At 42.8% G+C, this 25388-nt stretch carries 24 protein-coding genes and 1 pseudogene; 6 read left to right on the forward strand and 19 right to left on the reverse strand.

Annotation, left to right across the window (positions count from 1 at the left end; all coding sequences use genetic code 11):
• On the forward strand, window positions 1-4221 hold the full coding sequence (locus SALPA_RS04115) for a 2-hydroxyacyl-CoA dehydratase (RefSeq protein ID WP_145089986.1): 4221 nt from the start codon (window positions 1-3) through the stop codon (window positions 4219-4221).
• 13 nt (window positions 4222-4234) lie between these two features.
• Entirely contained in the window at window positions 4235-4837 is a 603-nt protein-coding gene (locus SALPA_RS04120; protein WP_186450896.1) for a TetR/AcrR family transcriptional regulator, read from the forward strand.
• 132 nt (window positions 4838-4969) lie between these two features.
• On the opposite strand, the gene SALPA_RS04125 is transcribed toward SALPA_RS04120, so the two are convergent.
• Entirely contained in the window at window positions 4970-6628 is a 1659-nt protein-coding gene (locus tag SALPA_RS04125; RefSeq protein ID WP_145089992.1) for an MDR family MFS transporter, read from the reverse strand.
• Between the two features lie 207 nt (window positions 6629-6835).
• Between SALPA_RS04125 and SALPA_RS04130 the strand changes: the two genes are divergently transcribed.
• On the forward strand, window positions 6836-7363 hold the full coding sequence (locus SALPA_RS04130; protein ID WP_145089995.1) for a hypothetical protein: 528 nt from the start codon (window positions 6836-6838) through the stop codon (window positions 7361-7363).
• Between the two features lie 74 nt (window positions 7364-7437).
• Here the strand turns inward: SALPA_RS04130 and SALPA_RS04135 are convergent, their stop codons facing one another.
• The 15 genes from SALPA_RS04135 to SALPA_RS04200 all read right to left on the reverse strand — a co-directional run bounded on the left by SALPA_RS04135 (window position 7438) and on the right by SALPA_RS04200 (window position 21282).
• The gene (locus SALPA_RS04135) at window positions 7438-7992 is read right to left on the reverse strand and encodes a helix-turn-helix domain-containing protein (RefSeq protein WP_145089998.1); all 555 of its coding nucleotides are present in this window, start codon (window positions 7990-7992) and stop codon (window positions 7438-7440) included.
• Entirely contained in the window at window positions 7992-8369 is a 378-nt protein-coding gene (locus SALPA_RS04140) for a hypothetical protein (RefSeq protein WP_145090001.1), read from the reverse strand. The genes SALPA_RS04135 and SALPA_RS04140 overlap by 1 nt, the downstream gene beginning before the upstream one ends.
• The gene (locus SALPA_RS04145) at window positions 8362-8955 is read right to left on the reverse strand and encodes a GTP-binding protein (RefSeq protein WP_145090004.1); all 594 of its coding nucleotides are present in this window, start codon (window positions 8953-8955) and stop codon (window positions 8362-8364) included. The genes SALPA_RS04140 and SALPA_RS04145 overlap by 8 nt, the downstream gene beginning before the upstream one ends.
• Window positions 8956-9196: 241 nt before the next feature.
• Window positions 9197-9994 (reverse strand): dihydropteroate synthase, encoded by a 798-nt coding sequence (locus tag SALPA_RS04150; RefSeq protein ID WP_145090007.1) that lies wholly within the window; start codon window positions 9992-9994, stop codon window positions 9197-9199.
• Window positions 9995-10061: 67 nt separating this feature from the next.
• Window positions 10062-11441 (reverse strand): methyltransferase MtaB domain-containing protein, encoded by a 1380-nt coding sequence (locus SALPA_RS04155; RefSeq protein ID WP_145090010.1) that lies wholly within the window; start codon window positions 11439-11441, stop codon window positions 10062-10064.
• 30 nt (window positions 11442-11471) lie between these two features.
• Window positions 11472-12104 (reverse strand): B12-binding domain-containing protein, encoded by a 633-nt coding sequence (locus SALPA_RS04160; protein ID WP_145090013.1) that lies wholly within the window; start codon window positions 12102-12104, stop codon window positions 11472-11474.
• Between the two features lie 291 nt (window positions 12105-12395).
• Complete coding sequence (locus SALPA_RS04165; RefSeq protein WP_145090016.1) at window positions 12396-13055, reverse strand: corrinoid protein; 660 nt, start codon at window positions 13053-13055, stop codon at window positions 12396-12398.
• Between the two features lie 14 nt (window positions 13056-13069).
• Entirely contained in the window at window positions 13070-14341 is a 1272-nt protein-coding gene (locus SALPA_RS04170) for a PocR ligand-binding domain-containing protein (protein WP_145090019.1), read from the reverse strand.
• A gap of 58 nt (window positions 14342-14399) precedes the next feature.
• Window positions 14400-16238 carry an ASKHA domain-containing protein gene (locus tag SALPA_RS04175; protein ID WP_145090022.1) on the reverse strand — a complete coding sequence of 613 codons (1839 nt, stop codon included), beginning with the start codon at window positions 16236-16238 and terminating at the stop codon, window positions 14400-14402.
• On the reverse strand, window positions 16228-16896 hold the full coding sequence (locus SALPA_RS04180; RefSeq protein WP_145090025.1) for a DUF1638 domain-containing protein: 669 nt from the start codon (window positions 16894-16896) through the stop codon (window positions 16228-16230). The genes SALPA_RS04175 and SALPA_RS04180 overlap by 11 nt, the downstream gene beginning before the upstream one ends.
• A 231-nt stretch (window positions 16897-17127) precedes the next feature.
• On the reverse strand, window positions 17128-17907 hold the full coding sequence (gene codY, locus SALPA_RS04185; RefSeq protein ID WP_145090028.1) for a GTP-sensing pleiotropic transcriptional regulator CodY: 780 nt from the start codon (window positions 17905-17907) through the stop codon (window positions 17128-17130).
• A gap of 417 nt (window positions 17908-18324) precedes the next feature.
• Complete coding sequence (locus SALPA_RS04190) at window positions 18325-18735, reverse strand: hypothetical protein (RefSeq protein WP_145090031.1); 411 nt, start codon at window positions 18733-18735, stop codon at window positions 18325-18327.
• 105 nt (window positions 18736-18840) lie between these two features.
• Window positions 18841-20172 (reverse strand): MATE family efflux transporter, encoded by a 1332-nt coding sequence (locus SALPA_RS04195; RefSeq protein WP_145090034.1) that lies wholly within the window; start codon window positions 20170-20172, stop codon window positions 18841-18843.
• A gap of 82 nt (window positions 20173-20254) precedes the next feature.
• Window positions 20255-20401: a hypothetical protein gene (locus SALPA_RS28800; protein ID WP_186450897.1), complete on the reverse strand. Its 147-nt coding sequence runs from the start codon at window positions 20399-20401 to the stop codon at window positions 20255-20257.
• Window positions 20402-20466: 65 nt separating this feature from the next.
• A complete protein-coding gene (locus SALPA_RS04200) occupies window positions 20467-21282 on the reverse strand; it encodes a nitroreductase family protein (RefSeq protein WP_145090037.1) in 816 nt (271 codons plus the stop codon).
• 272 nt (window positions 21283-21554) lie between these two features.
• On the opposite strand from SALPA_RS04200, the gene SALPA_RS04205 reads away from it, so the two are divergent.
• Entirely contained in the window at window positions 21555-21740 is a 186-nt protein-coding gene (locus SALPA_RS04205) for a hypothetical protein (protein WP_145090040.1), read from the forward strand.
• A gap of 199 nt (window positions 21741-21939) precedes the next feature.
• Window positions 21940-22017 (forward strand): annotated as a pseudogene (locus SALPA_RS33145) (ABC transporter permease); the annotation flags it as partial.
• A 229-nt stretch (window positions 22018-22246) separates the two neighbouring features.
• Here the strand turns inward: SALPA_RS33145 and SALPA_RS04215 are convergent.
• Window positions 22247-22480, reverse strand: coding sequence for a hypothetical protein (locus SALPA_RS04215; RefSeq protein ID WP_145090043.1), 234 nt, complete (start codon window positions 22478-22480; stop codon window positions 22247-22249).
• 259 nt (window positions 22481-22739) lie between these two features.
• Entirely contained in the window at window positions 22740-23774 is a 1035-nt protein-coding gene (locus tag SALPA_RS04220; protein WP_145090046.1) for a patatin-like phospholipase family protein, read from the reverse strand.
• A gap of 143 nt (window positions 23775-23917) precedes the next feature.
• Here SALPA_RS04220 and SALPA_RS04225 point away from each other — a divergent pair, with 143 nt between their 5' ends.
• Window positions 23918-24307 (forward strand): hypothetical protein, encoded by a 390-nt coding sequence (locus SALPA_RS04225; RefSeq protein ID WP_145090049.1) that lies wholly within the window; start codon window positions 23918-23920, stop codon window positions 24305-24307.
• 130 nt (window positions 24308-24437) lie between these two features.
• Here SALPA_RS04225 and SALPA_RS04230 read toward each other — a convergent pair whose 3' ends face one another.
• Entirely contained in the window at window positions 24438-25337 is a 900-nt protein-coding gene (locus SALPA_RS04230) for an aminopeptidase (RefSeq protein WP_186450898.1), read from the reverse strand.
• Between the last annotated feature and the right edge of the window lie 51 nt (window positions 25338-25388).

Consider the following 25388-nt stretch of genomic DNA (forward strand, 5'->3'; position numbering starts at 1 on the left):
ATGGATAAAGCTCTGCGTGTTGGTATTGATATTGGTTCAACAACAATAAAAATGATTATTCTTAATAAGCAAAACAACATTATTTTTCAGCACTATGTAAGACACTGCTCTGATATAACACTTGCGTTTCAGACCGTTGTGGCCAAAGCCCAGCATGTCCTGCGGCAAACCTTGGCATCGGTTATGTTTACAGGCTCAGCAGGTATTAGCATTGCTAAGACACTTGAGCTGCCGTTTATCCAGGAGGTAATCGCCTCCACCACGGCGGTCAGGCACCTTATCCCCACTACCAGCACCGCCATTGAGCTTGGTGGGGAAGATGCCAAAATTACCTATTTTGGCAACACCCTGGAACAGCGAATGAACGGTGTCTGCGCCGGTGGCACTGGTGCATTTATTGATCATATGGCGTCACTATTAGCGACCGATCCCGCAGGCCTGAATGAACTAGCAAAAAACTATCGCACCCTCTATCCGATTGCTTCCCGTTGTGGTGTATTTGCCAAAACTGACGTGCAGGCACTAATGAATGAAGGTGTTTCCAAAGAAGATATCGCTGCTTCTGTTTTACAGGCAGTGGTGAATCAAACAATTAGCAGTTTATCACAAGGCCGGGTGATTAGCGGTAAAGTCGCTTTTTTAGGCGGCCCTTTATATTTTTTGTCAGAGCTAAGAAAACGGTTTACTGAAACCTTGGGGTTAGCGCCTGACCAAGTACTAAATCCAGAGTGTTCACAGTATTTTGTGGCAATCGGAGCCGCACTGGCCTTACACGAAGAGCCGGTTGCCTATAATATCTTGCCTGCAAGATCTCCCAAGTTGTTACTGCACCAGGAGAATGAAAACGCCTTGTCCCCACTGTTTGCTACTGAGGAAGCCTATCAGCAATTTGCTGCCAGGCATGCGCGCTATACCGTTAAACGTGCAAACCTAACTACCTATATTGGCAAGGCCTATTTAGGAATTGATGCCGGCTCAACGACAACTAAGCTGGCACTTATCAGCGAAACCGGTCACTTATTATATTCCTATTATGGCAGTAACAAAGGCCATCCGTTAGATACAGTAATTATGGCACTTAACGATATGTATCCGCGACTGAATGACAATATCCGGATTATTTATTCAGCTGTTACCGGGTATGGCGAACAATTTATCAAGGCAGCTTTACAGGTGGACATTGGCGAAGTCGAGACTGTGACCCATCTCAAAGCGGCCAAGCATTTTTTGCCTGACGTTACCTTTGTACTGGATATTGGCGGTCAGGATATGAAAAGCTTTTTTGTGCGTGATGGCATTATTACCGCCATCATGCTCAATGAAGCTTGTTCTGCTGGTTGCGGTTCGTTCATTGAAAACTTTTCTCAAGCCATGAATATGACAGCAGCCGAATTCTCACAGCTTGGGCTGCAAGCGAAAAGACCGGTTGATCTTGGCAGCCGCTGTACGGTTTTTATGAACTCTAAGGTCAAGCAGTCGCAAAAAGAAGGTGCTACGGTTGGTGACATTTCCGCGGGAATTGCCATTTCTATCATAAAAAACGCCCTGTTCAAGGTCATTCGTTTAAAAAACATGGATGAACTGGGCACTAACATCGTAGTCCAGGGTGGTACTTTTTATAATGACGCCGTACTGCGGGCTATGGAGCAAACCATTGGACGGGAAGTTGTCCGCCCCGACATAGCTGGCCTGATGGGCGCCTTCGGTGCAGCGCTGCTTGCCAGGGAACGCTGCGGGTCAGCCACAGGAACTTCGTTGTTGCCGGCGACTGGGCTTGCTGGGTTTACCTCCCATACCACCAATCACCGCTGTCAGGGTTGTGGCAACCGGTGCCTGATTACCACGCAGCACTTTTCCAATGGTCAGGACTATCATGCGGGCAACCGCTGCGAACGCGGCGTTGGCAAGGCTAAAGCACATGACAGCCTGCCTAATCTTTATGCCTATAAATACCAGCGGCTATTTCAGTATCAGCCATTGGCTGATTCACTGGCGCCACGCGGGATTATCGGTATTCCCCGGGTGCTCAATATGTATGAAGATTACCCGTTCTGGTTTACGTTTTTCACCAGACTTGGTTACCGGGTCATTCTATCCGGCCGTTCCTCCCGCCAGCTATATGAGCTGGCCATGGAAACCATTCCTTCTGACTCTATTTGCTACCCGGCCAAGCTTGCTCATGGGCATGTTAGCCAGTTACTCCGACAGGGGATAAAAAAGATATTTTATCCCTGTATCCCTTACAACCTCCAGGAAGACCCAACAGCTGACAACTGCTATAACTGTCCGATTGTTACGTCCTATCCGGAAAATATCAAAGCAAATATGGATGCCTTACGCGACAAAGACATCGTATTTCTTCACCCCTTTTTACCGCTCAACAATCGTGACCGCTTACTTAGCAGACTAGCGCAGGAATTGTCGGCCGAACAGATTTCCCGGTCTGAACTTGCTCTAGCAGTAGATGCGGCCTATGCTGAACTTGACCGCTATAAAACCGATGTCCGTGCCAAGGGTCAGGCAGCCCTTGCCTACATGGCTGACAACAATTGTAAAGGCGTTGTATTAGCTGGCAGACCCTATCATATTGATCCCGAGATTAATCATGGATTGCCTGAACTCATCCAATCCTTTGGGCTGGCTGTATTATCAGAAGATGCCATCAGGCATTTAGCACCAATACCCAGACCGCTGCGGGTTGTTGATCAATGGACCTATCATTCACGACTATATGCAGCAGCCAGCTTTGTTGCCAGCCGGCCTGCTATAGAATTAATCCAGATTAACTCGTTTGGCTGCGGCCTTGATGCCATAGTTATTGACCAAGTTAAAGAAATTCTCGAAACTCACCGCCGCATCCACACAGTGGTTAAGCTGGATGAAATTAACAATCTCGGCGCCGCTAGAATCAGGGTACGCTCTCTGCTGGCCGCCCTTCAGGAGCAAGGGCGAAATTCTCTAGCCAACCAGGCAGCAGAACAGGCAGCCACCCGTCCACCTGTTTTTACCGCTAAAATGAAAAACCGCCACACAATCCTGGCACCCCAGCTCTCTCCTATTCATTTTCAATTTCTGGAACCGGGATTTCAAAAAGCTGGCTATCAATTAGTGGTCCTGCCGACTCCCAACCAAACAGCCATTGAGGAAGGCCTAAAATTTGTTCATAATGATGCCTGTTACCCTACAATTATCGTTGTGGGACAATTATTACAGGCCTTGAAATCCGGAAATTATGACTTATCTGCCACATCAGTTATGTTGGCTCAAACTGGCGGCGGCTGCCGGGCAACCAATTACGTAGCCATCGCCCGGAAAGCCTTACGCGATGCCGGCATGTCCCAGGTACCGGTACTTGCTTTGGGTGGGCAGACCGGCTTTTCCCTGACATTTCCCCTGTTAGAAAGCCTAATCATTAGTATCATTTACGGCGACCTGTTGATGCGGGTGCTATACCGGGTACGGCCCTATGAAAAATACCCTGGTTCGGCGCAATCGCTATGCGATACTTGGTCTGCCAAATGCCGTCAGGACATGCTCATCGGTGTCAAGCACAATTTTGCCAGCAATATATTTGGCATTGTCCGGGATTTTGACAAGCTGGAACTTGATGAGCGGCCAGCTAAGCCCCGTGTCGGTCTAGTTGGCGAGATCCTGGTTAAATATCACCCAACAGCAAATAATAACCTTGTTAATTTGTTGGAATGCGAGGGCGCTGAAGCCGTCGTGCCTGATCTGCTGGATTTCTTCTTATACTGTGCTTATGACAACAAGGTGCACTACGACTTGCTGGCAGGTACCTTGCTAAATAAAATAAAAGGCAATCTCTTTATCAAGGTTGTTGAGTTCTACCGCCGCCATCTCCGCAAAGCGCTAACAAACAGCAAGCGTTTTACGCCACCGCTTACGATTGAGCATATTGCCCAATTGGCAGCCAAACATTTATCCTTGGGAAATCTCACCGGCGAAGGCTGGCTGCTGACAGGTGAAATGGTGGAGTTGATTGATAACGGAATAACTAATATTGTGTGTTTGCAGCCGTTTGCCTGCTTACCCAATCATATTACCGGCAAAGGCATGATCCACGAATTGCGGCACAGTTACCCTGCTGTCAATATTGTTCCGATCGACTATGACCCCGGCGCTAGTGAGGTTAACCAGTTAAATCGAATAAAACTGATGCTGGCTGTAGCCAAAACAAAAATTGAACAAGGTATAAGTTAATGAGGTGAAGCAATTGAAGACAAACTCACAAAATAACCTGACACCTAAGAAAAAAATTTTGGATGCCACATTGAAACTTATTGGTACTAATGGCATCCATCATACCACCTGTCGCAAAATTGCTGCCATGGCAGATGTTAATTTAGCCGCCATAAACTACTATTTTGGCTCCAAAGACACAGTCATTAACGAGGCCCTAAAAAGTTTTACCAGCACGCTGATGAGTTCCTTTGATTATCTGGATGACTTGAATGCACCGCCAGAGGAAAGAATTAGAAATTTTCTCAGAAGCTATGCCGATTATACCCTGGAATATCCGGATGTTTTCCGCAATTTCATTGAGCAAGTACTGCATGAATCAGCTGCATCTTTTGAGTATATTGAATTTATGAAACAATCTGGTTTACATAAGTTAAAAATATCTGTCCGGGCAGTCACCCGGACACAGGTAACAGAAACCGAGTTAACAATGAAGATTTTTCAAATGTACAGCAGCTTGGAATTTCCGGTATTAGTGGGCAACAAAATGAAAATCCTGGCACAGTTTGATTACTATGACCAGGACTCTCGCTACAAATATCTTGACTTAGTGTTAAAATCCTTATTAAATACATAATGCATACCTTAATAATATTATATAATGGGACGGTTATTGCAACTATAATAACCGTCCCATTTATAATCTCTAATATCTTAAACTACGGTTAATCCTCAAAAGGTTTGCCCACCGAAGGTAAAGCTTTTTAATTTATTGCTCATTCTCTATTAAGTCGGGCACCAGTTCAGCAGCCAGTTCCATTTCGCTGCCAATGCCCTCTGCATATAGTTTTACCCCGACACCAACAGGTTCCTCTCGCTCTTTTTCTACCCTAGCATTACCTAGAAATGAGCTCACGAATATACCTGCAATAACAATGAACATAGCAACTAAAAATACGCTATGCAGGGAATCTGCCAGAGCATTTTTCATGGGCGGCAATATAATTTGCTGTAAATCTGCAGGAATTATGGTAATAGCTTCAGGGTTTAACAGAATATTAAATAAGCCATGGGGGTCAGAATGAGCTTTTGCAAACAATGCAGTCAGCGGCCCTGTTTGCAATTCCGGCAAACCATTAATTTTGGGAAAAAACTCTTTTTCCATATTTTTTATGGAAGAATAATTAAATACTACGCCTAGAATCGTCATGCCAATTGTACTGCCGATACTGCGTGAAAGCTGGGTGGAAGAGGTAGCTACACCGCGCTGCTCAGCCGGAAAGGCGCTCTGTACTGCAATTGTTATTGTCGGAGAAATCAACCCTAACCCAAGTCCTAGGAAAACAATATAAGAAATAACGGTAACTGGTGTGGCCTCCACAGTCATGGTACTTAATAGGTAAAGACCGAAGGCCATTAAACCCATACCGATCATAATCATGCTGCGAAAACTCACCTTGGTTACAAATCGTCCCCCGATTATACTTGTCACTACTAAGGCAAGCATCATCGGTATCATGGCATTTCCGGAAGCAGTAGCACTGAACCCAGCCACTCCTTGGAGGAAAAGCGGCAAAAATATGATTGAGCCAAATTGACCAATCCCATATAAAAAGGATATAGTATTGGCTATTGTAAAAGTCCTGTTTTGAAATAAGCTAAGACTCAGGATGGGTTCTGCTGCTCTTTTTTCAATCAGCACAAACAGTATCCCGGCTAACCCAGCTGTACCTAAAAGGACGATAATCTGCCAGGATAGCCAAGGATAGTATATGCCGCCAATATTTAAACCCAACAGCAGACATACTGTAGCAACCACTAAAGCAGCTGCCCCCGCATAATCAATACCACCCCGCTCCTCTAACCGTCTGTCATGCCGCAAACCAAAGTTAATGGACACTGCCGCAAGAATACCGACAGGCAAATTGACGTAAAAAACCCACTGCCAAGAGCTGTAATCAACAATCCAGCCGCCAATAGCCGGACCAACGACCGAAGAAACCGCAAATATCGCCCCTAACAACCCCTGCCATTTGCCACGCTCTTCAGGCGGAAAAATATCACTGACAATCGTCATTGTCAGCGGCATCATAATACCGCCGCCGATTCCCTGCAAACCGCGAAACACAATTAACTGAGTCATGTTGGTACTGATTCCGCATAAAGCTGAGCCAAGCATAAATATAATAATTCCGGCCACATACATAATACGCCGGCCATATAAATCGGCCAACTTACCGGAGATAGGAACAACCGTTGTGGAACTCAGCATATATGCTGTAGTTACCCATGTCATAATACTAAGACCACCTAAATCACCAATAATTCGTGGCATGGCAGTGCCAACAATCGTTTGATCAAGGGAGGAGAAAAAAACTCCTAAAAATAATCCGGTAACAAGCAGGTTGCGCCCTGACCTTGTCTGCATAGATAATCACCCCTCCGTTATATCACGCTTACTAATTTCCTTTTTAAATAAAATGTAACGCAAGTTCATTGTTTTGTTAAAAACAATGAACTTGCGCTCTTAGTGTCTCACTGAAAGGAAAAAATATTTTGTGTTGCTATATTTACCTGGAATTTTGCTCTAAAAATCCGCAATACTATAATTAAATAAAGCTGAGGAGGTGAAATAATGGGAAAGAATTCCGTTAAACGCAGACAATTGAGACTAAAATGCAAACGCCACGCTGCCGCTTTAATGGGCGCCGCAATCGTAACAGGCGCAGTATTGTCTGGTATCCCTGCCACTAAGGTTCTCGCTGCTGAAACACCCGCAAATCCGCCGCCGGTAAAAACTGAACAGGCGCTACAGCATACTGAAGATTCGCGCCCACCTGGACATGGTTGGCATCAACATAAGCATAGCTGGCCAAGCCCTGACGAAAACCAGGCCTGGTATCAGGACGGAAAGATTTATTATCGGAGTAGCGATAATCGTAATGAATATGCCTATGCGGTCAATGGTCCGGTTGATTATGTGAAAGCCAATGCTGCTAGCTACGGTTTTGATTCTTCCCTTGATTCTTTTTCTCTGCTTACCGTTTCCCAGCGAAAAGCGCTTGTTGAAGTCCGCAAATATGAAACTGGCAAACTATATAATGTACTCTTGGAGCGAAGTTCCGGCTCTGAATGGACAATTATTGATGTTCGCGCCCTATAGACTGGACTGCAAGTTTATTTCTGGGTGCGACCCAAGAATAAAGCCACCCTTCCCGAATTGGGTGGCTTTATTCTTCAATCACACCTAATGAACGCGAGTGGATTCTTTCTAGAATTAGCTTCTACCTCTCTTTCTGTGGACTTGAACGCAGGATTTTTCGGTTCTTTCTCGAATAATTGAATTAATTGATCCTGTGCTTTATTATATTTTTTTAAAAATTCTATAGCCTGATCTAATTCTTCCGGACTAATACTAGCATCCACAGCTTTATTCACTATGACAAAGTAGTTAACATACTTTTCATCATTTAGCATTGCTCTGAACTTTTCTTCAAACCCGATTTCCTCCAAGGTATTCAGATCATCACGTAAGAAAAACTCTATAGGAGTGTTAAGTTTCCTTGCCAAAATTACTATTTTATCACGACTTAACTGCCGACGGTTATTTTCAATATGTGATATGTACGACTGAGTTACATTCAAGAGCTTAGCTAATTGCTCAGTTGTAAGAGAAAATCTATTACGGATATAGCGTACTTTATCACCAAACTTCATCCGTTGCTTTCCTCCTAATAAAGTTAATTCTCTTACCTCTACGCTATTGTTTAAATCCTTAAGAATTTTTCCCACTATCTTCCCCGCCCTAATTTTTTTAGTGCTCCATCCACCTGTACTTCAACCTCATTGATCGTATAGCCAAAGACTAAAACGTTTACATCCAGTTCTATACAACCTATACTAACACCATTTACATTATGCCAGCACCTTGATGGAATTACATTCACGTTATCCAACGTGGTAAGCGATAAAAAGAGATAATGGTCTACCGCTAGTTCCGATAATTTAGCAAGCAGTTTGATATGCCCCAAAATAATCCCGTAGCGGGATAATGTTCTGCCAATTGACAGCATAAATTCCCGCAATAGATTTTCCATTTGCAAGCTTGTTATAGATTTTTCGAAAAAAACACAATAATGCCGGCTAAAGATTGTAGCTTCATTATTCAAAACAGACAACCTCCTCAAGCACGGCAACAGATAAATCCTTAGCTGCACTAGTAATTACAACCTTCATACGTTCATCAACTTCGTGCAAGTCTTTTTCAATTTTTTCTATATCCTCACCGGCAAGATCAACTTTATTGAGAATAATGAGATCGCTTCCTGTCACCTGTCCTAGAACAAGCGGCTTTAACGTAGCAAGCAGTTCCGCCCAGCGTCCACGGTCAACAATAGTTACGGTTTTGAAAGCTGAGTAAACTTTGCTATATTTTTTAACTGAATTCGCAGTCTTATCTGGATATGCCAGACCTGTCATTTCAATCATCACCCAGTCCGGTTTCAGCGTCTTATGAATTTCATCAATGGTACTTATCAGTTCGCTGGTAATCTGGCAACATACACATCCACCAAATAACGATTTTACTTGCAGACCACTATTGGCAAAAAGTTTGTCATCAATTCCCGCTGCACCAATCTCATTTTCAACAATAACTACCTTTTCCTGGCGTGTGGTAGTTAGGTATTTGGCTACCTGTAAAATAGTTGTAGTCTTACCAGATCCTAAAAAACCGCCAAAGAGCAAAATACGCATAGGTTTCACCTCTCATAGACTCGTGAAATCTGACAGAAACTAAGGTTACCTGGCTTATCCAATAACCAAGTTGCTCTAAGACTCCCACTTGGTGGTAAGTGGGAGTTTAGAGCACTTCCCTGGAAGTGGTTCGACTAAACTTCAGATGGGGAGGGGTAACCCCACCTGAAGCTAAGTCTTACTTTAACCTGCAAAGGGGCTATCCCCATATATTGGAGACAACCCCCATACTTCTATACGGCTACCAGACAAACGCATCCCTGCGATGAGCCTCAAGATAGTTGCAGCAAAAATTGTCCCTACCAGCCAGTGTTTCAGCTGTAACGATACTAGCCATCATGGCCTTATCCAGCGGGTTAATAATTAAACCATCCAATCCTTTGGCAATCCCCATAACCGCAAACATTTGATTCATGAATTTACGGTTAGGCAATCCGTAAGAAATGTTTGATAAACCGCAGATAGTATGAACTCCCGGAAATTTAGCAGTAATAGCCTGTATAGCATCAATAAACTCAATTCCGAAAGAATCATTAGTGGCTACAGGTTGAACCAAGGCATCTACATAGATATTCTCCAGGGGGATATTGTTCTGAACCAAACTATTAATTAATTTATCCGCAATTTTTAATCTGGCTTCGGTGGTTTCAGGCATTCCCTCGTCACTCATGCATAAAGCCACAACTTTAAGATCTGTTCCGGCGACAACCGGCAATAACGCATCATATCGATCTTTTTCCAGAGAAATTGAATTGACCATCGCAGTTCCCTTATGAACAGCAAGTGCCTGTTCGACACACTTTGGATCAGGACTATCAATACAGCAGGGCGCATCTACCGCCTCTTGCACGGTTGTTACAAGCCATTTTAGATAGTCTGCTTCTTTGCCTACAAAAATACCAGCATTAACATCAATATAGTTTGCTCCAGCTTCCAGCTGATCTTTAGCTATTTTTTGAATAGCTGCAACATCTTTAGCTTCAATAGCCGCTGCGATGGCTTTGCGACTGGAATTAATTAACTCACCAACAACTATCAAGATTTATTGACCTCCTTCTGCTACATTTTCAGCTTTTAGCTGATTTCTTATATTGTTTCAAAATCAGTTATTTAAGTCCGTATTCCGAAGGGATAAAGGTAGATAGATCTAACTCGCCTTTAATTTCCTGCCAGAATTTTTCTTCGTCATCAGGAATAGATTCAACTTGGCTATCCATAATATCCAGCCAATTTTTTTCGCGTTCGGCAATTACGACCTCGTTAGTGTCAACAGCCTTTCTGATGGCATCAATAGCCAATTTAGCACCAAGTTTTGTTCTCAGGAAAGGAGTCTTGGCTTTAACCAATTCCTTACTAAGATCAAAGACTACATCAGGACGAAGTACATAAGCTTGTGGATCTAATTTGGAATCCGAATCGGCGAGGAAATCTCTAAAGGTAACGCCATAACCTTTTTGTTTGGCCACATTCATCAACCGGCAATCATAAATCAATTGCTCAATTGAAACAACTGGTGCTATATCTGATAACATCCGTACCGGGGTAACAGATTCATTACTCCACAAGTCGGCTACCGCTGCAGCAATATTACCAACAGCACTTAAGTGAGCACAGGCTGCTGATTTTCCTTCCATAGCAATTGGTACACCAGCAATAGCTTTACAATATACGCCTTCATAACCACAGTCTTTATTCGGACCAACAGCGCCGGCTTCATATGCGGCAAGAGTTCTAGCTACACTTGCTACCCGTACTACTGCAGAAAATACATTAGGAATAAATCCTTTATGGGCCAAAACCATCGCTGTATTAGCAAAACCACAAGCGGTATCGCCAGCTGCTATCGAACCAGTTTCTCCTGCTATCCGTACGATATGTTCCCAAATGAATTTCATGTCCCGGCAACCCATAATGCCTAGAGCAAAAATAACTTTGGTCAAATCGGCATTTACCAGAGCGTCATCATGAATTTCTTTACCGCCAGTTGTTTCGATGGCAAGGAAATCTGCGCCGGCTTTAGCTGCACCTTCAAATGTTTTGAGAACATTATTAAAGATTTCACCACTGCGCATCATTGGAGGGCGTTTAAATTCGCGTACATCGCCCGGGGTAGCACGTAAAGCGGTTTTTAAGCCATGTTTAGCTTCAAACTCAGCCATTGCATTATGAAGAAGGCTGGTGACTTCTATGCCCCATTCAGGTACAAGAGTCATTTCTGGTAGCATTTCGAATTCCACAACAATTCCGGGTGCATATAATTCTTTGGCTCTTTTTAAAACTCCGTTAATCATTTCGGTATATATTTCTTTGACCTCTGGCATAGTGGCTGCAGTAAGCTCCATGGGCGGTAATGTAAAGTTAAGTTCCGGATAAACCTCGCCACCACCGATAACCATGCCATTTTTGCATTTAACAGGATTAGGTGCGCAACCATATACAAAATCGTTTAACGAATTGTAAGCTATTTTGTCAAAAGTCTTTGCCATTCCGATATACCCCCTCATAAATTTTATTAGTTATTTAGCCAGCAATTTTTTAGCAACATCAACTGCTATAACAGCATCGTCTGCATAACAGTCGGCCTTTATGCTTTTAGCATAAGCTTCGCTAACAGGAGCTCCACCAATCATGAATTTATACTGGCTACGTACACCGGCTTTTTCGAATTCCTTGATTACACTATCCATATAAGGCATCGTTGTAGTCAGCAAAGCCGAAAGGCAAACCAAGTCGGCGCCAACCTCTTTGGCTTTATCCAAGAATGCCTGAGCAGATACATCAATACCCAAGTCATACATTTCAATACCAGCGCCTTTGAGCATCATACGGACTAAGTTTTTGCCGATATCATGCAAGTCGCCTTTAACAGTACCAATAACTGCCTTGCCAATAGGTTTAACTCCAGTGGCGGTTAAAACTGGTTCTAATATCTGCATCCCTTGATTCATTGCCTTGGCGGCCATCAACATTTCCGGAACATAGATTTCGTTGTTTTTGAACTTTTCCCCAATTACAGCCATAGCTTCAATTAAGCCAGCATTCAATATTTCAGTAGGAGACGCCTTTTGTGCTAAGCCCTCTGATACCATTTCTTTTACCTTGGCACCATTCCCTTTTTGTACATAGAGCGAAAGTTGATTATAATCCATTTTTCTTCCCCCTCGTTTTTTTGTGGTTTTGATTTTGATAACTATTCTACATATTCCCTTTGACTGATTTCATTATATCATTGCTATCATTCTGAAAATTCGCTCCATTACTGCTCTTTTGAAAACAATCCGTGCATTGTCCAATATGTGAATAAATGGACTAGCAAAAAGCCGCTCAAAACGAAACCTAATAACTTAATTCAACTTAAACTAACTCAAACAAAAAACAAAACAGCCAGCCCTATCGCTAAGGCGTAGCTGTTTCCATATTATTGATACTACAGGTAAGAGCTATGTAGCTAATTTCCGTCGTAGCACAATCTTATTTAGATTATGGTCAAGAAAGCTTTTGGCATCTTTGGCACATTTAAAATAGCAATCAGCGCCAATCACCCGGGCAAAGGCTTCATCCACGGGAGCACCGCCTACAGCAACAATCAAGCCTTTGCGCATACCAGCTTCCTCCAACGCATTAATAACTTTTTTCATACCAGGCATAGTAGTAGTCAATAACGCTGCCATCATCAAGATCTCAGCTTTGTTCTTTTCTACAGCCTGTAGAAATCTGTGCGGAGTTACATCAATTCCTAAATCAACAATATGGGCACCAGTACTCATTACAGTTAACTTTACCAAGTTTTTCCCAATATCATGCAAGTCGCCTGCCACAGTACCGATTACAATAGTACCTGTCTGCCGCTTTGCTTTGTACTTCAGATGCGGTTCCACGACAGACAGACCGGCATGCATAGCTCGCGCAGACATCAATACCTCTGGCACAATAACCCGTCGATGACTATATTTATCGGCGACCTGATCCATTCCCAAAATGAGTCCTTTTTCGAGAAGAGCGAGCGCCGGATACCCTTGTGCTACAGCTTTGCAGCATAATTCCATTACGGCTTCAGCCTCGCCGTTCTTGACTTTATCGGCAATTTCGGCATAAATCATGGACATCCCTCCAGTTAAGACAAGCTGTTACGATATATTAGCGGCGCAACACCAATGTGTTTTGAAAAAACCTTGGCAAAATAGCTTTGGCTTTGAAAACCGACTGCCTGTGAGACTTGAGCAACGCTAAGTTCCGGCTTCTTCATCAGTTCAACAGCCTGTTCTACCCTCACTCTGGTGATGTAGTCATTAACAGTACAGTTAAGTTCTTGGCGAAACAACCGCGATAGGTGCGAGGGACTAATAAATAGTTGTGCGGCCACATCGTCAATTTTTATCGGCCGTGAATAGCTTTCCAGGATAAAGTTTTTGGCCTCATTCACCAAGCCGCCATGTTTCTTATCCTCTAATGATACACTGCGATTCAAAAATACAGTAACCAAATGTTGCATGTGGAAAAAGAATTCCTCCATCCGCTGGCAATCATTTATCTTTTCGTTAAATTTATCTAATATCACCATTACGGTCTCGGCGACAGCACCACCTTCTACAGCAGCCCGGGAAGCTAATGTCGCCAATTCACTAATACGCAATTTTAGTGTGGCCTGCTCGCCGCTTGACTTTACAAACAGCTGTGTCAATAACGTATGCAGGTTCTTTTCTGCCCTGGGCTTATCACCAAGCCGAATATAGCGCAGAAAGCTCCGCTCTTTCTGTAGATAGGCTCCATAGTCATCGCCTTCCTTTGCGGCAGAGAATGGCTTCAATTTACGATCTTCCAGCTCCTTATGGATACGCTGCTGCATCTTATATGTCTCAACATTCTCCAAAACAAGCAAATCCCGTTTCATCAACTGATTGACAGTAACGTACAAAACATCGGCCGCCGCCTGGAATCGGATAGGCGAAATAATATCCAATTGCCCTGCTTTTTTCTCCATTTCGGTGAAATCATCCACTTCCGGATTCAATTCTCGCAGCTCTTGATAGAAAAACCGATCCGGTTTCCATAATAGCACTTGACTGCAAATAATACTCCCCAGAGAAATACCACGTAAGCTGATTGGCACTGCCCAAATAACCAGTCCTGCACGGCAGCGGAAAAAATATGGTTCTTCCCATTTGGAGGCTTCCTGAGTAGCTTGCTTATAAGAAGCCCGGCATTTGGCAACCCCACTGGGCTTGCTGCGAATATAGCGACAAAAGCCGCAACGCTCGGCTGTATCGAAAATTCCAAAAGACTCTCCCTTTTTATTTACAATTGCCACATGTAGACCGGTTGCTTTGGAAAAATTCTCCAATACATCTTCCAAATATTGTAGATCAACCAAATTTCTGTCGACCATTGATTTCCAACACCCCAATCTAAAAAAATACGTCTTACACACCTATTGATTTGGCAAACTATATCTCACATGGTTCTATGCACATACTATCCATGAAATACATACTAAAGGTGGCACTTCCTCCCAGCTCGACGTGTTCAATCTTATTAGCCTGCTGCCGCAAGCCAGCAAACGCCCTTTGATCAAGCAAGGCCTTAACTGCCCCGGCATGAGCAGCGTTTCCTGCCGTCTTTAGCTTGTGCAAGCTCAACTGCGGAATCAGACCGATATCCACCGTACTAGCTAAATTGAGATGGGTAGCAAAGGTTCCCGCCAGCACTATCGAATCTAAATCTGCCACACTCAAACCGGCGATATCAAGCAATGTCCTAATACCGGCACAAACTGCGCCTTTAGCCAATTGCAACTGACTGATATCATACTGAGTTAAAACAATATCATCACCGTCCGGATTATAGGCCAAGACAAATTCCCGCTTCTGCTGACCATCACGAATACGCTTTAGCAGTTCAGGTGCCAATTCAGCTTGTATCTTCGGATCATTAGGATCATTGATTGTTCCTGATTGACTGATGATCCCGGCCTCACGCATTTGCTGCACTGCTTCAATGAGCCCAGACCCGCATATACCAGTAGCTGCACCGCCACCTATGATTGCAAGCGACACACCCTGTTCATCAATAGCCACCCGCTCAATAGCACCCGGTTGAGCCCGCATGCCGTACGTAATTCCCGCCCCTTCAAAGGCAGGACCGGCAGCAGTGGAACAAGCCCACATTTTGGTTCCATCCTGTAAGTACAATTCGCAGTTTGTACCAATATCGATCAGCAAGTGGCGCCCTGTAGCCAGGAGTTCCTCTGATCCAAGAACAGCTCCCAGCGTATCCCCGCCAACAAAACCGCCTACATTGGGGAATAAAATAACTTTAGCTTGCGGGTATAGATCAAGTCCAGTCTCAATAGCATCAAACTCCAAATCTGCATTACACACCGACACAAAAGGTGACAGAGCCAAATAAGAGACATCAAGCCCCAGAAACAAATGCTGCATGGTAGTATTGCCGACCACAACCGCCTTGTATATTTGGTTGCTATTAATCTTAGCAGTAGTACACAATTTGTTCAGTAAGCTATTAATAGTACCGGCAACCGCTTCCCGTAATAAAGTTCGGTTACCCGAACTCTTGTTGGCAAATTCAATGCGCGAAATAACATCAGCCCCATAACGCGTCTGGCCATTTTCTGCCGCCGCCAGCCGAACCATAACCCCAGTCTCCAAATTATACAGTGCAACGGCGATATTGGTTGTACCAATGTCAATGGCCACACCGTAAACAGGTACTTGCTCCGCCCCTGGTAGAACAGCCAGAATTTGATCTTTCCATATAACAGCCGAAACAGCAAAATTTTCTTGCCTTATCACCGGGGACAAGGTTTGTAATTGTGATAACCCTATTTTAAGGTCAGTAAGCCCACAAGTCTCCTGCAATTTCGCCAGCAATCGGTTCCAGTCGCCCCGCTCATCTTCAAGCGTTGGCAGGTCAAGGTTAACCTGCACCTGACGTATACCACAATACTCACTGCTTGCCTGCTCAATAAACAAGAGTCCTTCCTTCCTATCGACATTACCGCTAGCCCCACAGACCACAGCCATTTCTGGCTGGGGTTTAACCAGGCAGGCAAGCCGGACGCCAGTCGCAAGCTCGCCGGCACTAAGTTTTTTGTACTCCAATTCCGTCGGTGCTGGTGCGCCACTTATTATGCGCACTTTACATTTCCCGCATGTCCCCTGCCCATTGCAAATATTCGTTACAGGTTGGTTATAACGAAGCAAGGTTGCCATTAGGTTCTCGCCTTCTGCCACAACCAACGATTCCGAGTTGACTTTAATCTGCATAACTGTTCTCCTCCTCCAATACTATTGGTGTGCCAGGAGCCACCCTGATAACATCCGGATGCCGCTTCCTGGTAATAACTGCGTTTAATAGTGCCAGATTCCCTTCGATTTCGCTGACCTTCCAGCCAAAAAAATCGGCAATCTGCCTGACCCTTTGCCTGTATTGCTCCAGTTTTTTCGCCTCACAGTTGGTTCGGATAAACACGGCTTCCCGGTATGTGCCATAGAGAGTCTGAATTAGGTATTGCGCATCATCTTCCCCGTACTTATCAACATATTCCAGGTATTCCGCATAAGGGTCCCGACCATATTCCAACCAGCCTTGACTAAAATAGTAGACCGCTGGATTATCCTTAGACAACTCTTGCCGCCGCAGATCTGAGCCTAGCAATACGCTAATACAATCATGAGCCTTTGGCAGTACCAAAGGCACCGTGGCAGATACCAGCCCCTCTACGGCATGAGAACATCGCCCATAGGTTAGAATAATCATATCATAGTCCTGGGACGCATCAATCCTACGCTGCAGCTCCTTATGCAATTGGTCTGGAAAAGCATGTAAGGAAAAGTCCAAAAAATCACAGTCAACAAAGGAGGAAACTCCCGTCTCTAGCACCTCATTTTTAGTAGAAAGACAGCCAATCAGCTTAATTTGCACATTATCCCTCCCGTTAACTGATTAAGAAGATTCTTACAATTACATACTATAATTCAATAATATATACATTCCCTTTTAATGTCAAAGGTTTGTTATGTTCTTAATTTTATTTTAAGAACAAGGGGGCGGTTATTGTTTGTTCTCACAATAACCGCCCCCTGTATTTATCTTACATCCGCGCAACTCAATACGCCCCAGTGGACAATCAATTGTCAAAATAAATATCTTGGCTTAGTGCTTTTTCTTATTAAACTCTTCAATCAGATGCTCATTAAGAATTCTAATATATGTACCTTTCATGCCCAGCGACTTGGACTCAATCACGCCGGCACTCTCAAGTTTTCTCAAAGCATTGACAATGACCGACCTGGTGATTCCTGCGCGGTCAGCAATTTTACTGGCCACAATCAAACTTTCATCGCCATCAAGTTCACTCAGAATATTCATTGCCGCTTCCAATTCGGAATAGGAAAGCGTACTCAAAGCGACCTGCACGGTAGTTCGTTTGCGAGTCTCGTCCTCCATTCTATCCATCCTGCCCCGTAATAAATCCATACCAAGCATTGTGGCACCATATTCAGCCATCACAAGATCATCTTCCGTAAAGTCCGTATAAAACTTTCCAATAACTAAAGACCCCAGACGTTTACCAATTCCAACAACAGGAACTATCAATGTATACTTTTCACCAAGATAAGGACATTTCAGCTGCTCATTAAACACACAATCACCATTCTTGGGACGAATATTGCAGGTAGTTTCACGCACACTGCTCAGTACTTTAGTATACCCTTCCGGAAACTGGCCTTTTTCTAATAAATCATCCAGCATGACTCCACATTCAAATCCCTCATGCAAAGCATGTCCGATAAGTGCGCCTTTTTTCCCAATTAGATAAACATTAGCTTCCATACATCTACTGAGAAGCTTAGTAACCTCACTATAATCCACTTTTTCCGTTTTTTGTAACAGATGATTTATTTCCCGCGTCTGTTTCAACAATGTTGTCACTGTACAATCCCGCCTTTCCAAAATTGAGTACCTATATTACATCAAAAACATAGACCATCTTCTAAGACAATCTATATAAATTACTTGAAAATTCCGTAAAATAATTCTGGGTGTTAGCGACAGCCTACGGACCCTTGCCTCTTCACCTTCAGTTACTGTGCAACTCTCAAGTACTTACATACTATCCCTACTTTATCATTATACCATGAACTTTACGTAAATTCAAAATGATAATCCATTATTTTCTTATTTTGACCCATTATCAGGCAACTGGAAAATTAAGTCTTATATGCAAATAAATCGGTAAGCTATCAACTAATAGCTTACCGGTTTATTCTTTAACAGGTACAATGTCCATACTTGCCAGCCAACTGTTATCTAGCGGCTAGTGGAGACGGTTTCCTGCAAGTTCCAAAACTATTGAACTATCCGAACCTGATCTAGCCAGTCATGGATTTTTTCAAATAATAGGCCCGCAACAAACCATGCCGGAGCATAATCCAAGCGAATTAGCCCATGTATATTGAAGACATCCCGGGAATAATCCCAGGGTATAGTGCCAATTATAACGTTTAGTATCCAACCAGTAAGGTACTCGACGGCAAAACATAGTAGCATCCAGACAGTGCCGCGCCCCCACATCGGCCAGATCCTGATTACGTCATGCAGTGGCTCAAATAACAATGCTAAACCATATATCGGAAACATCCATAAGTAGGTTTTGGCTGTCAAGCACACGTCTCCGTTTAATAGCGAACCTGCACCTGTCCAGATAATTTCGAGACACCAGCCTACTATTCCGTAAATGACAAAGTGTACCATATTCATAGTGTAAACCTGCACCAAGTAATTATTCACGGTTTTAGAAGATCGTCTCCGTTCTCACTCAACTAAATCCGTGGATAACCATCGCGAACCAGCTCGTGGTATAGGCTACCTGTTATTATTTTGCCAGCGTCTTTGGAGATAAAAGCGAAACACGAGCGCTATACAATCAGAAATGCACCACAGTAAGAAAGCCACATAGCCACCATATATGCCATAGCCTGATTTGACAGCCAAAAGATAAGCCAGTGGCAGGAATATCAGATAGCTTGATACCCACCCTTCATAAACGATAAAGCGGGTATCCTTACAGCCAGTAAGCGCACCACGCAGGACCATATAAACAGAAGAAAATAATTGACCTAAACAGACAAGTTTTATGGTTTGAGCCGCTTGCTTTGCAACTAGCTTATCAGCAGGACTAAAAAAACTGCTCACAGTTGGTGAAAAGAAAAAGAGCAGGCTGCTAGTAACAAAGACTACACTTAAACTCATTGTGCATATCCGATTCACAGTAGGCAGCAGGAGACATTCATGATGCTTCTCCAATAACTGTGGAACAATAATTGATGCTGTAATTAGAAAACCGATAGCTGGCAGATAGGCAAAATTAAAAGCTTGCAAGGTAATTTGATGTACCGCTAAGGCGGTAGTTCCCAACGGTTTCATTAAACAAACAAAAAGCAGCAGGGCCAGAAGTGTAAAACCTGTGTTGAGTCCGACATCTACGGCAAGCGAAATATATTCTGGAACATATTTGAGAAATGGCTGTTTCAAGTGAATATATTTGTTTGTACATGGTTTTCTCAATGCCAAATAAACGATAATCAGTAAACCTGCAAGATTTGCAAACAAAGTTCCCCAAGCTGCTCCCTTTACTCCCATACTAGGAAAGCCAAATCCCCCACAGACAAATAGATAATCAAAAAATATATTCAACAGACAGATGACAATGGTACTATATAGAGGTGTTGCCGTGTCACTCAACCCTCTAAATAATCCAATAAGTACATAAGAGAATAATATGAGCGGTATTGCCCATAGCCATACCTTCAGGTAATCTACACCATAATACGTCATTTGCTCATTGCCGGCAACAGCATAAATGGTTTGGCTACTATACGGGGCGAAAGCAATGAATAGGCTGCCGATAATGGCAACCAGAAATAAGCCGGTATTTACTACAGCTGTAGCCTTTGGCACATCGTTCGCAGCCGAAGCCCTGGAGACTAAAACGGTTGTACCAAGTCTGAAGCCTTCCAGAAAATTAAATAGTGTAGCGCATAAGGCGTTAGCTATTGATACAGCAGCGATGGCCTCTGTACCGTAGGGGCTGATGAACGCAAGGTCAATCATGCCATTTATTATTACAACTGATTGAGCAAGGATAACAGGAAAAGCTAATTTCCCAATTTGTTTGTAACTGATGATATTCTGCATAGTATTTCCTCCTGTGAAAGTCAAAAAGACGCCGAATAACCGGCGTCTTTTCGCAGTAATTTAGAAAAGACTAAGTGCTTTTCTATTTGCAGCCAAGAGCATCCGGTAACTGTTTTCGATATGTTGTTTGCTTAAAAAAGGATACACTTATCCAATTTGCCCCTAATTTACTTGCGCGAACCGGTGATTTTACATCACGCGACATCATACAACCGGAAACAATCTTCATCACTCTTGGCCTCCTTTCACTATGGATTCATTTTACATTTTATGCAGCAAATGTTGTTTTGTCAATCATTTTTCATCACAGCTTAACCAAGTAACATTAAGCGGATTTCTATCTACAAGTCGTTTAAAGCTATATTTAGGAAACCCAACCATAACAGCTCCTGTTAGCGACTTATTCTCTGGAATTTTAAATAAGTCCAGTAATGGAGAATAGTTTGAAAACGCGCACATCTCAAAGAGACCTGCCCAAGCAGAACCTATCCCTAATGTATTTGCAAACAGTTCTAAATAAGCAAATGATAAAATTGTATTTTCGCGACCGTTTTTAAAATCTTTTGGAGCAGTTGCTATTATGAGATTGGGAGCTGAATGAAAAATTCCATCTATTCCTTGTTCTCTATAAGCATGAATATGTATTGGAAAACTCCACCAATTTGACTGATTTTCTTCCATCCATTGAATAACTGCTTCAGTTGCTTTTTTTAGTATTTTTCTATCTTCTACAATAATATATGAAATTCCCTGTTTATTACTAGCAGTAGGAGCAAATCGCGCAACATCAACTAATTTTAATAACTGGTTTCTAGGAATACTTTCACTTCTATAACAACGAATTGATCGACGCGATCTCATATAATGGTAAGCAGTTTCAGTATCGATAACCGGAAGTCTTGCTAAATCAATTTGACCAGACAATGGTGTCTTAACATTATCGATTGCTGCGTTGGGACATATGGCAACACAATGCCCACATGCTATACATGCTTGTATTTCAGTTGCTCTAGGACCTTTTTTTTCCATCTGCAGAATTCTTGGTGGACATATATCCACACAAATTCCGCATTTAGTACATTTTTCTTGATTAATACGAATGAAATCCATTTTGTCACTCCCCACTTTCTTGACTATTACAGTATGATACTATTATACCGTAATAATAGATAGTAGTATAATAAATAGCAAGTAGGCACTTATAAGTTGTATAGTATCTATTTATATACTGAAATATGAAATATATATATATTGGTAAACATAGTATGCTTATCTTGGATTTTAAACAAGAAGAATATTACTTGGGTGATGTCTATGTGCAGCTTTAACTTTGCGGGAAATTTTGTGCACCAGTACAAATAAATTAGGAAGGTGTTTGACACATGGAAATTAGTGCTTTTTTAGAGCATGATGAAAAAGATACACAGAATGTAAAGCAAGCAAAAGCTCTTTACAAGGCATTAAGGGAAAAGGATAGAGAAACTATTGCGAAGCTGTTGGTTGACGATCCGGTATGGAATGTATCTCCAGGCTTTCCTGATGGTGGAGTATATAGTGGTATGGCGTGATGGACAGTAGAAATGCTCATCAAACGAGGGTTTTAATAAGCGCGTATGCTGATACAAGGTAATGTTGGCAGGACCCTTTATAGGCATTTTAGGTTTTATGGTATTTTTAAGTTGGCAATTAACGGTAATTTCATTAATTATGATACCGGTTATGATTATTGCCTCAAAGATTCTGGGGGTGGCGTTCAGAATTTTGCTGCTCATCGGTTTGTTCTTTGGTATCTATCCGGCCCGCAAGGCTGCGCTGCTAGATCCTATCGACGCTTTGCGGTATGAATATAAGAACCATTTATTTGAAAGCATGCATTTACAGCACTTATCACCATCAGGATGGCAACACATAAATCTGACTGCTGTTATGTCTTCGGCAAAATAAAAAGGCCGCTAAGGGAAGTTTAGACCCCTGCGACCAATTTCGTTGCATAATGTGCTTTATATTCCTTTTCGTGATGCCCTTATTACACCCTCCGGCTTATTTATCGTTGTCTGCCTAATCTGCTTAGTAGCTAACAACCTTCACAATACTGGATTTCATTGTAGCTTAGCAATAACTGTTCATATAGTGTTTCTGCTTCCGCCTTGCCTTGAATAACCAGCCAGATATTGCTGTATCCCAGCCAACTTCCCGTTACAGATTCAGTCGTTCCATCTTGAAAAATAATAGTAGTTGCATGGTCACTCGTTTTAGATACAATGTCTTCGGCGATGACCCGAATTTCAGATTCCGTCATTTTATGCATTTTTTCCTCCAGCTAAGGCTTTCTGTTCATAAAGCCAAATATTTCGGACTTACTAGCCAAACCCCACTTTTTTCGAAATCATTTATCATCATCTGCAAACTGCCTTACGGTATATGTTTTTCACCTCCACATACACGTTTTTACGGTATTGACACTTTTCCATGCCCATATATTCGACACCAACGCCCGCAAACCCTTCCGTTATCTGATTTATCGGATATTTGCGCAAGCCCTGTTTACCTATGTACCATCACATTCCCTATCTTCCGCCCGGGCGATTAAGGGGCATGTTATCTAAATTATCATACCAGTGAAAATACTTTACTGTATTTTCACGACCTGATTTTACCATTTTTTCTATTTCCATATTGCCGATGCCAAAATCCATAGTTCTAATTCCCGGAGTATCAATGTAAATGGTTCGATGCCAATCTTCACTATGCAGATGCTGATTTTGTTGGCTTTCTATTATCGTGGCGATCAATCTCCAGCTATAAGAAAAGAAATCATTTATTGGGTACTGAAGAGGCTCCGCATGATCACGATACACTGCAATTTCAGCGGTAGAGTCTAAACGGAATCCCAGTGTTTCTTGATTGTACACGTACGGACTTGTTATCTTGTCTTGCAGCTGCAAGTTTGTATTTACTATTTCATAGTAGCTTGGAAGGGTAGAAAAATGATTTACATATTTTTCTTGATCGAAAAGTCTGATTGGATAATTATCTAATAACCCGCCATCAACATAAAGATGATCACGTTTATCACGTACAGCAGCAAAGAATAGCGGTACTGACATTGAGATGCGTACAGCATCCGCAATGCTCATATCCGGGGTATTCTCATACGAGAATACCTCTGAAAACCCTGTAGACAGGTTTGTGCCTGTAAAGTACATATCCTGATATTTATCCGTCTGTCTTAAATCGAATACGTCTTTGAATGTTGCGTTGGCATTTCCGACCTTTGCTGCAATAATGCTAGCTACCCAATTATGAAAGAAATCGCCTTTATACCATCCATATTGGTGCACTAATCTTTGGACTTCCCTGATAATTCCCCATGAATCATCTAAAAAATTTCGAAAGTCCAGATTACGGAAGATATCTTTGATTTCTTCCGGGTGATAATTCAAGCCAATTAACAGTGCTGTTACAGCTCCTACCGACGAACCGCCGACGCGCTCTATATTATCGAGAATTCCCTTTTCACTTAATACTTCCAGAGCACCTACGTAGGCTATACCTTTTACCCCACCGCCCTCGAATACAAGATTCTTAAAATGATATACCATGGATCGTATCTCCCTTCCTTTAGATTTTACTAAAAAATCGATACATTATTTTCTTCCTTGCATATATATATAACTAGTAGGGGCAAAAAATGGCAGCAATTTTCGGCTTTTTTTTCGCCTTATTAATAAGGAGGAGAGTTCAAATGAAAAAAATGATTGCCGGGGTCGTATTAGTTTTGATGATATTTGGGGCCAGTACATGCTTCGCTATGCCAAGCTACAGTGTTGTAAAACTTGATGACATAACCTATGAAATAGTTACGTGCCAAACCAATGCCGGTTTAACCATTATACAGGCAACCGAGCATCCGGACAGCTGGAATCTGTCTTTCATTCCGCGGGGAATAAACGGCAGATTTGCTGACTACAATTATTTTGTTGACAATGATACTTTGTATCTTCGCAATATTGCCGGCGTTAAGCTGCCAGAATCCGCAGAATACATTGGCCCTGTCTCTTCTTTAGAAGATGCGTTAGAACAAGCTGCCGCTCATTGGATGCACAATTGTTTCAGAATGATCCCGCTTCCGTAACATAGTGACCACGATATAGATATTCTTTCGTCCGCTAATAGACATATGCCCTCTAGTTCATCGCTTCTGAACTAGAGGGCATATGTCAACAGGTCCTTTGACACCATTCACTCACAGGTACGCACATTCACTAAAAGTAGGGCAGTTCGATAGCTGGAAATGTGCTAACCCTGGGGTGACGAATAATCATATCGACATGACAGTTACACTGATTTATCCCGAGATTATAGCTGTCGCCAAGAGCAAAATGCACTGTGCCGGCTGCCTTTTCATCAACTGAAATGTTGTGCATGCTTTGCCGATACGCGGGATTAAACCCCAGTGCAAACTCGCCAATCAAATTGATTTCCGGCTCAAAAGGTGCAATATAGCTGCGAAACTCTGACGAACACTCCTTAAGCCGCCCCTGCTCAAACACGAGTCTTTGCGGCTTAGCTGGCAGCCACGAGCGAGTAATTGTACCATCAATCACCAAGACTCCATTGAAGGATTCTTCAATCGGGCAGGTATAAATTTCACCATCCGGCATTTGCGCCAAATGATTGCTGCTGCAGATACCATCAGCAGCAATCCATTGCCTGCCAGTGACACCAAAGGAAATGTCAGTACCCAGCGCTGAGGTAATATGAATTGTATCCACCCCTTCCAACGCTTTTTTTATTTGTGCTAACTTGAGTGCCAATTCCCGATAGTCGGTTTTGCCCCAGAAAGTATCTGTCAAATAACTTTTTTGCCAGTCAAACAAACTCAATATCCGACATCCCCGCTGCAGCATACCCATCCGTTCCAATTTACATTTTTCATACCCCGGCTTATCCGGTTCATATACCTCAATAACATGACTAACCTGATCACACCATTCTAGCTCTGCAAGCGAGGTTGTCCTAGTATTAATAACCTGCGCCTGATAGGGCAGCAGTTGTGCTATGGTCTCTGCCAACTCCTGATTGGATTGATAACATACTGCCACCCCTGTGACAGGACCGCCCTCGTTTAATGAAATAATTAAATTCTGCCGTAAGACATTCATAATAGCATCCTCCATCTAGTTTGCCTTTTGTAAGTGAAAGCGCCCGTTACA

The sequence above is a fragment of the Sporomusa sp. KB1 genome (genome assembly GCF_007830295.1).
In the GTDB taxonomy this organism is placed as follows: Bacteria; Bacillota; Negativicutes; order Sporomusales; family Sporomusaceae; genus Sporomusa.

Excerpts from the sequence above, each read along its gene's own strand:
- SALPA_RS04125 (WP_145089992.1), bottom strand. The coding sequence starts at position 6,628 with ATGCAGACAAGGTCAGGGCGCAACCTGCTTGTTACCGGATTATTTTTA.
- SALPA_RS28800 (WP_186450897.1), bottom strand. The coding sequence starts at position 20,401 with ATGAAGATTGTTTCCGGTTGTATGATGTCGCGTGATGTAAAATCACCG.
- SALPA_RS04170 (WP_145090019.1), bottom strand. The coding sequence starts at position 14,341 with ATGGTCGACAGAAATTTGGTTGATCTACAATATTTGGAAGATGTATTG.
- SALPA_RS04215 (WP_145090043.1), bottom strand. The coding sequence starts at position 22,480 with ATGCATAAAATGACGGAATCTGAAATTCGGGTCATCGCCGAAGACATT.
- SALPA_RS04200 (WP_145090037.1), bottom strand. The coding sequence starts at position 21,282 with ATGGATTTCATTCGTATTAATCAAGAAAAATGTACTAAATGCGGAATT.
- SALPA_RS04145 (WP_145090004.1), bottom strand. The coding sequence starts at position 8,955 with ATGCGTATTTTGCTCTTTGGCGGTTTTTTAGGATCTGGTAAGACTACA.
- SALPA_RS04225 (WP_145090049.1), top strand. The coding sequence starts at position 23,918 with ATGAAAAAAATGATTGCCGGGGTCGTATTAGTTTTGATGATATTTGGG.
- SALPA_RS04190 (WP_145090031.1), bottom strand. The coding sequence starts at position 18,735 with ATGAATATGGTACACTTTGTCATTTACGGAATAGTAGGCTGGTGTCTC.
- SALPA_RS04165 (WP_145090016.1), bottom strand. The coding sequence starts at position 13,055 with ATGATTTATGCCGAAATTGCCGATAAAGTCAAGAACGGCGAGGCTGAA.
- SALPA_RS04130 (WP_145089995.1), top strand. The coding sequence starts at position 6,836 with ATGGGAAAGAATTCCGTTAAACGCAGACAATTGAGACTAAAATGCAAA.
- SALPA_RS04220 (WP_145090046.1), bottom strand. The coding sequence starts at position 23,774 with ATGGTATATCATTTTAAGAATCTTGTATTCGAGGGCGGTGGGGTAAAA.
- SALPA_RS04160 (WP_145090013.1), bottom strand. The coding sequence starts at position 12,104 with ATGGATTATAATCAACTTTCGCTCTATGTACAAAAAGGGAATGGTGCC.
- SALPA_RS04230 (WP_186450898.1), bottom strand. The coding sequence starts at position 25,337 with ATGAATGTCTTACGGCAGAATTTAATTATTTCATTAAACGAGGGCGGT.
- SALPA_RS04205 (WP_145090040.1), top strand. The coding sequence starts at position 21,555 with ATGGAAATTAGTGCTTTTTTAGAGCATGATGAAAAAGATACACAGAAT.
- SALPA_RS04175 (WP_145090022.1), bottom strand. The coding sequence starts at position 16,238 with ATGCAGATTAAAGTCAACTCGGAATCGTTGGTTGTGGCAGAAGGCGAG.
- SALPA_RS04115 (WP_145089986.1), top strand. The coding sequence starts at position 1 with ATGGATAAAGCTCTGCGTGTTGGTATTGATATTGGTTCAACAACAATA.
- SALPA_RS04195 (WP_145090034.1), bottom strand. The coding sequence starts at position 20,172 with ATGCAGAATATCATCAGTTACAAACAAATTGGGAAATTAGCTTTTCCT.
- SALPA_RS04155 (WP_145090010.1), bottom strand. The coding sequence starts at position 11,441 with ATGGCAAAGACTTTTGACAAAATAGCTTACAATTCGTTAAACGATTTT.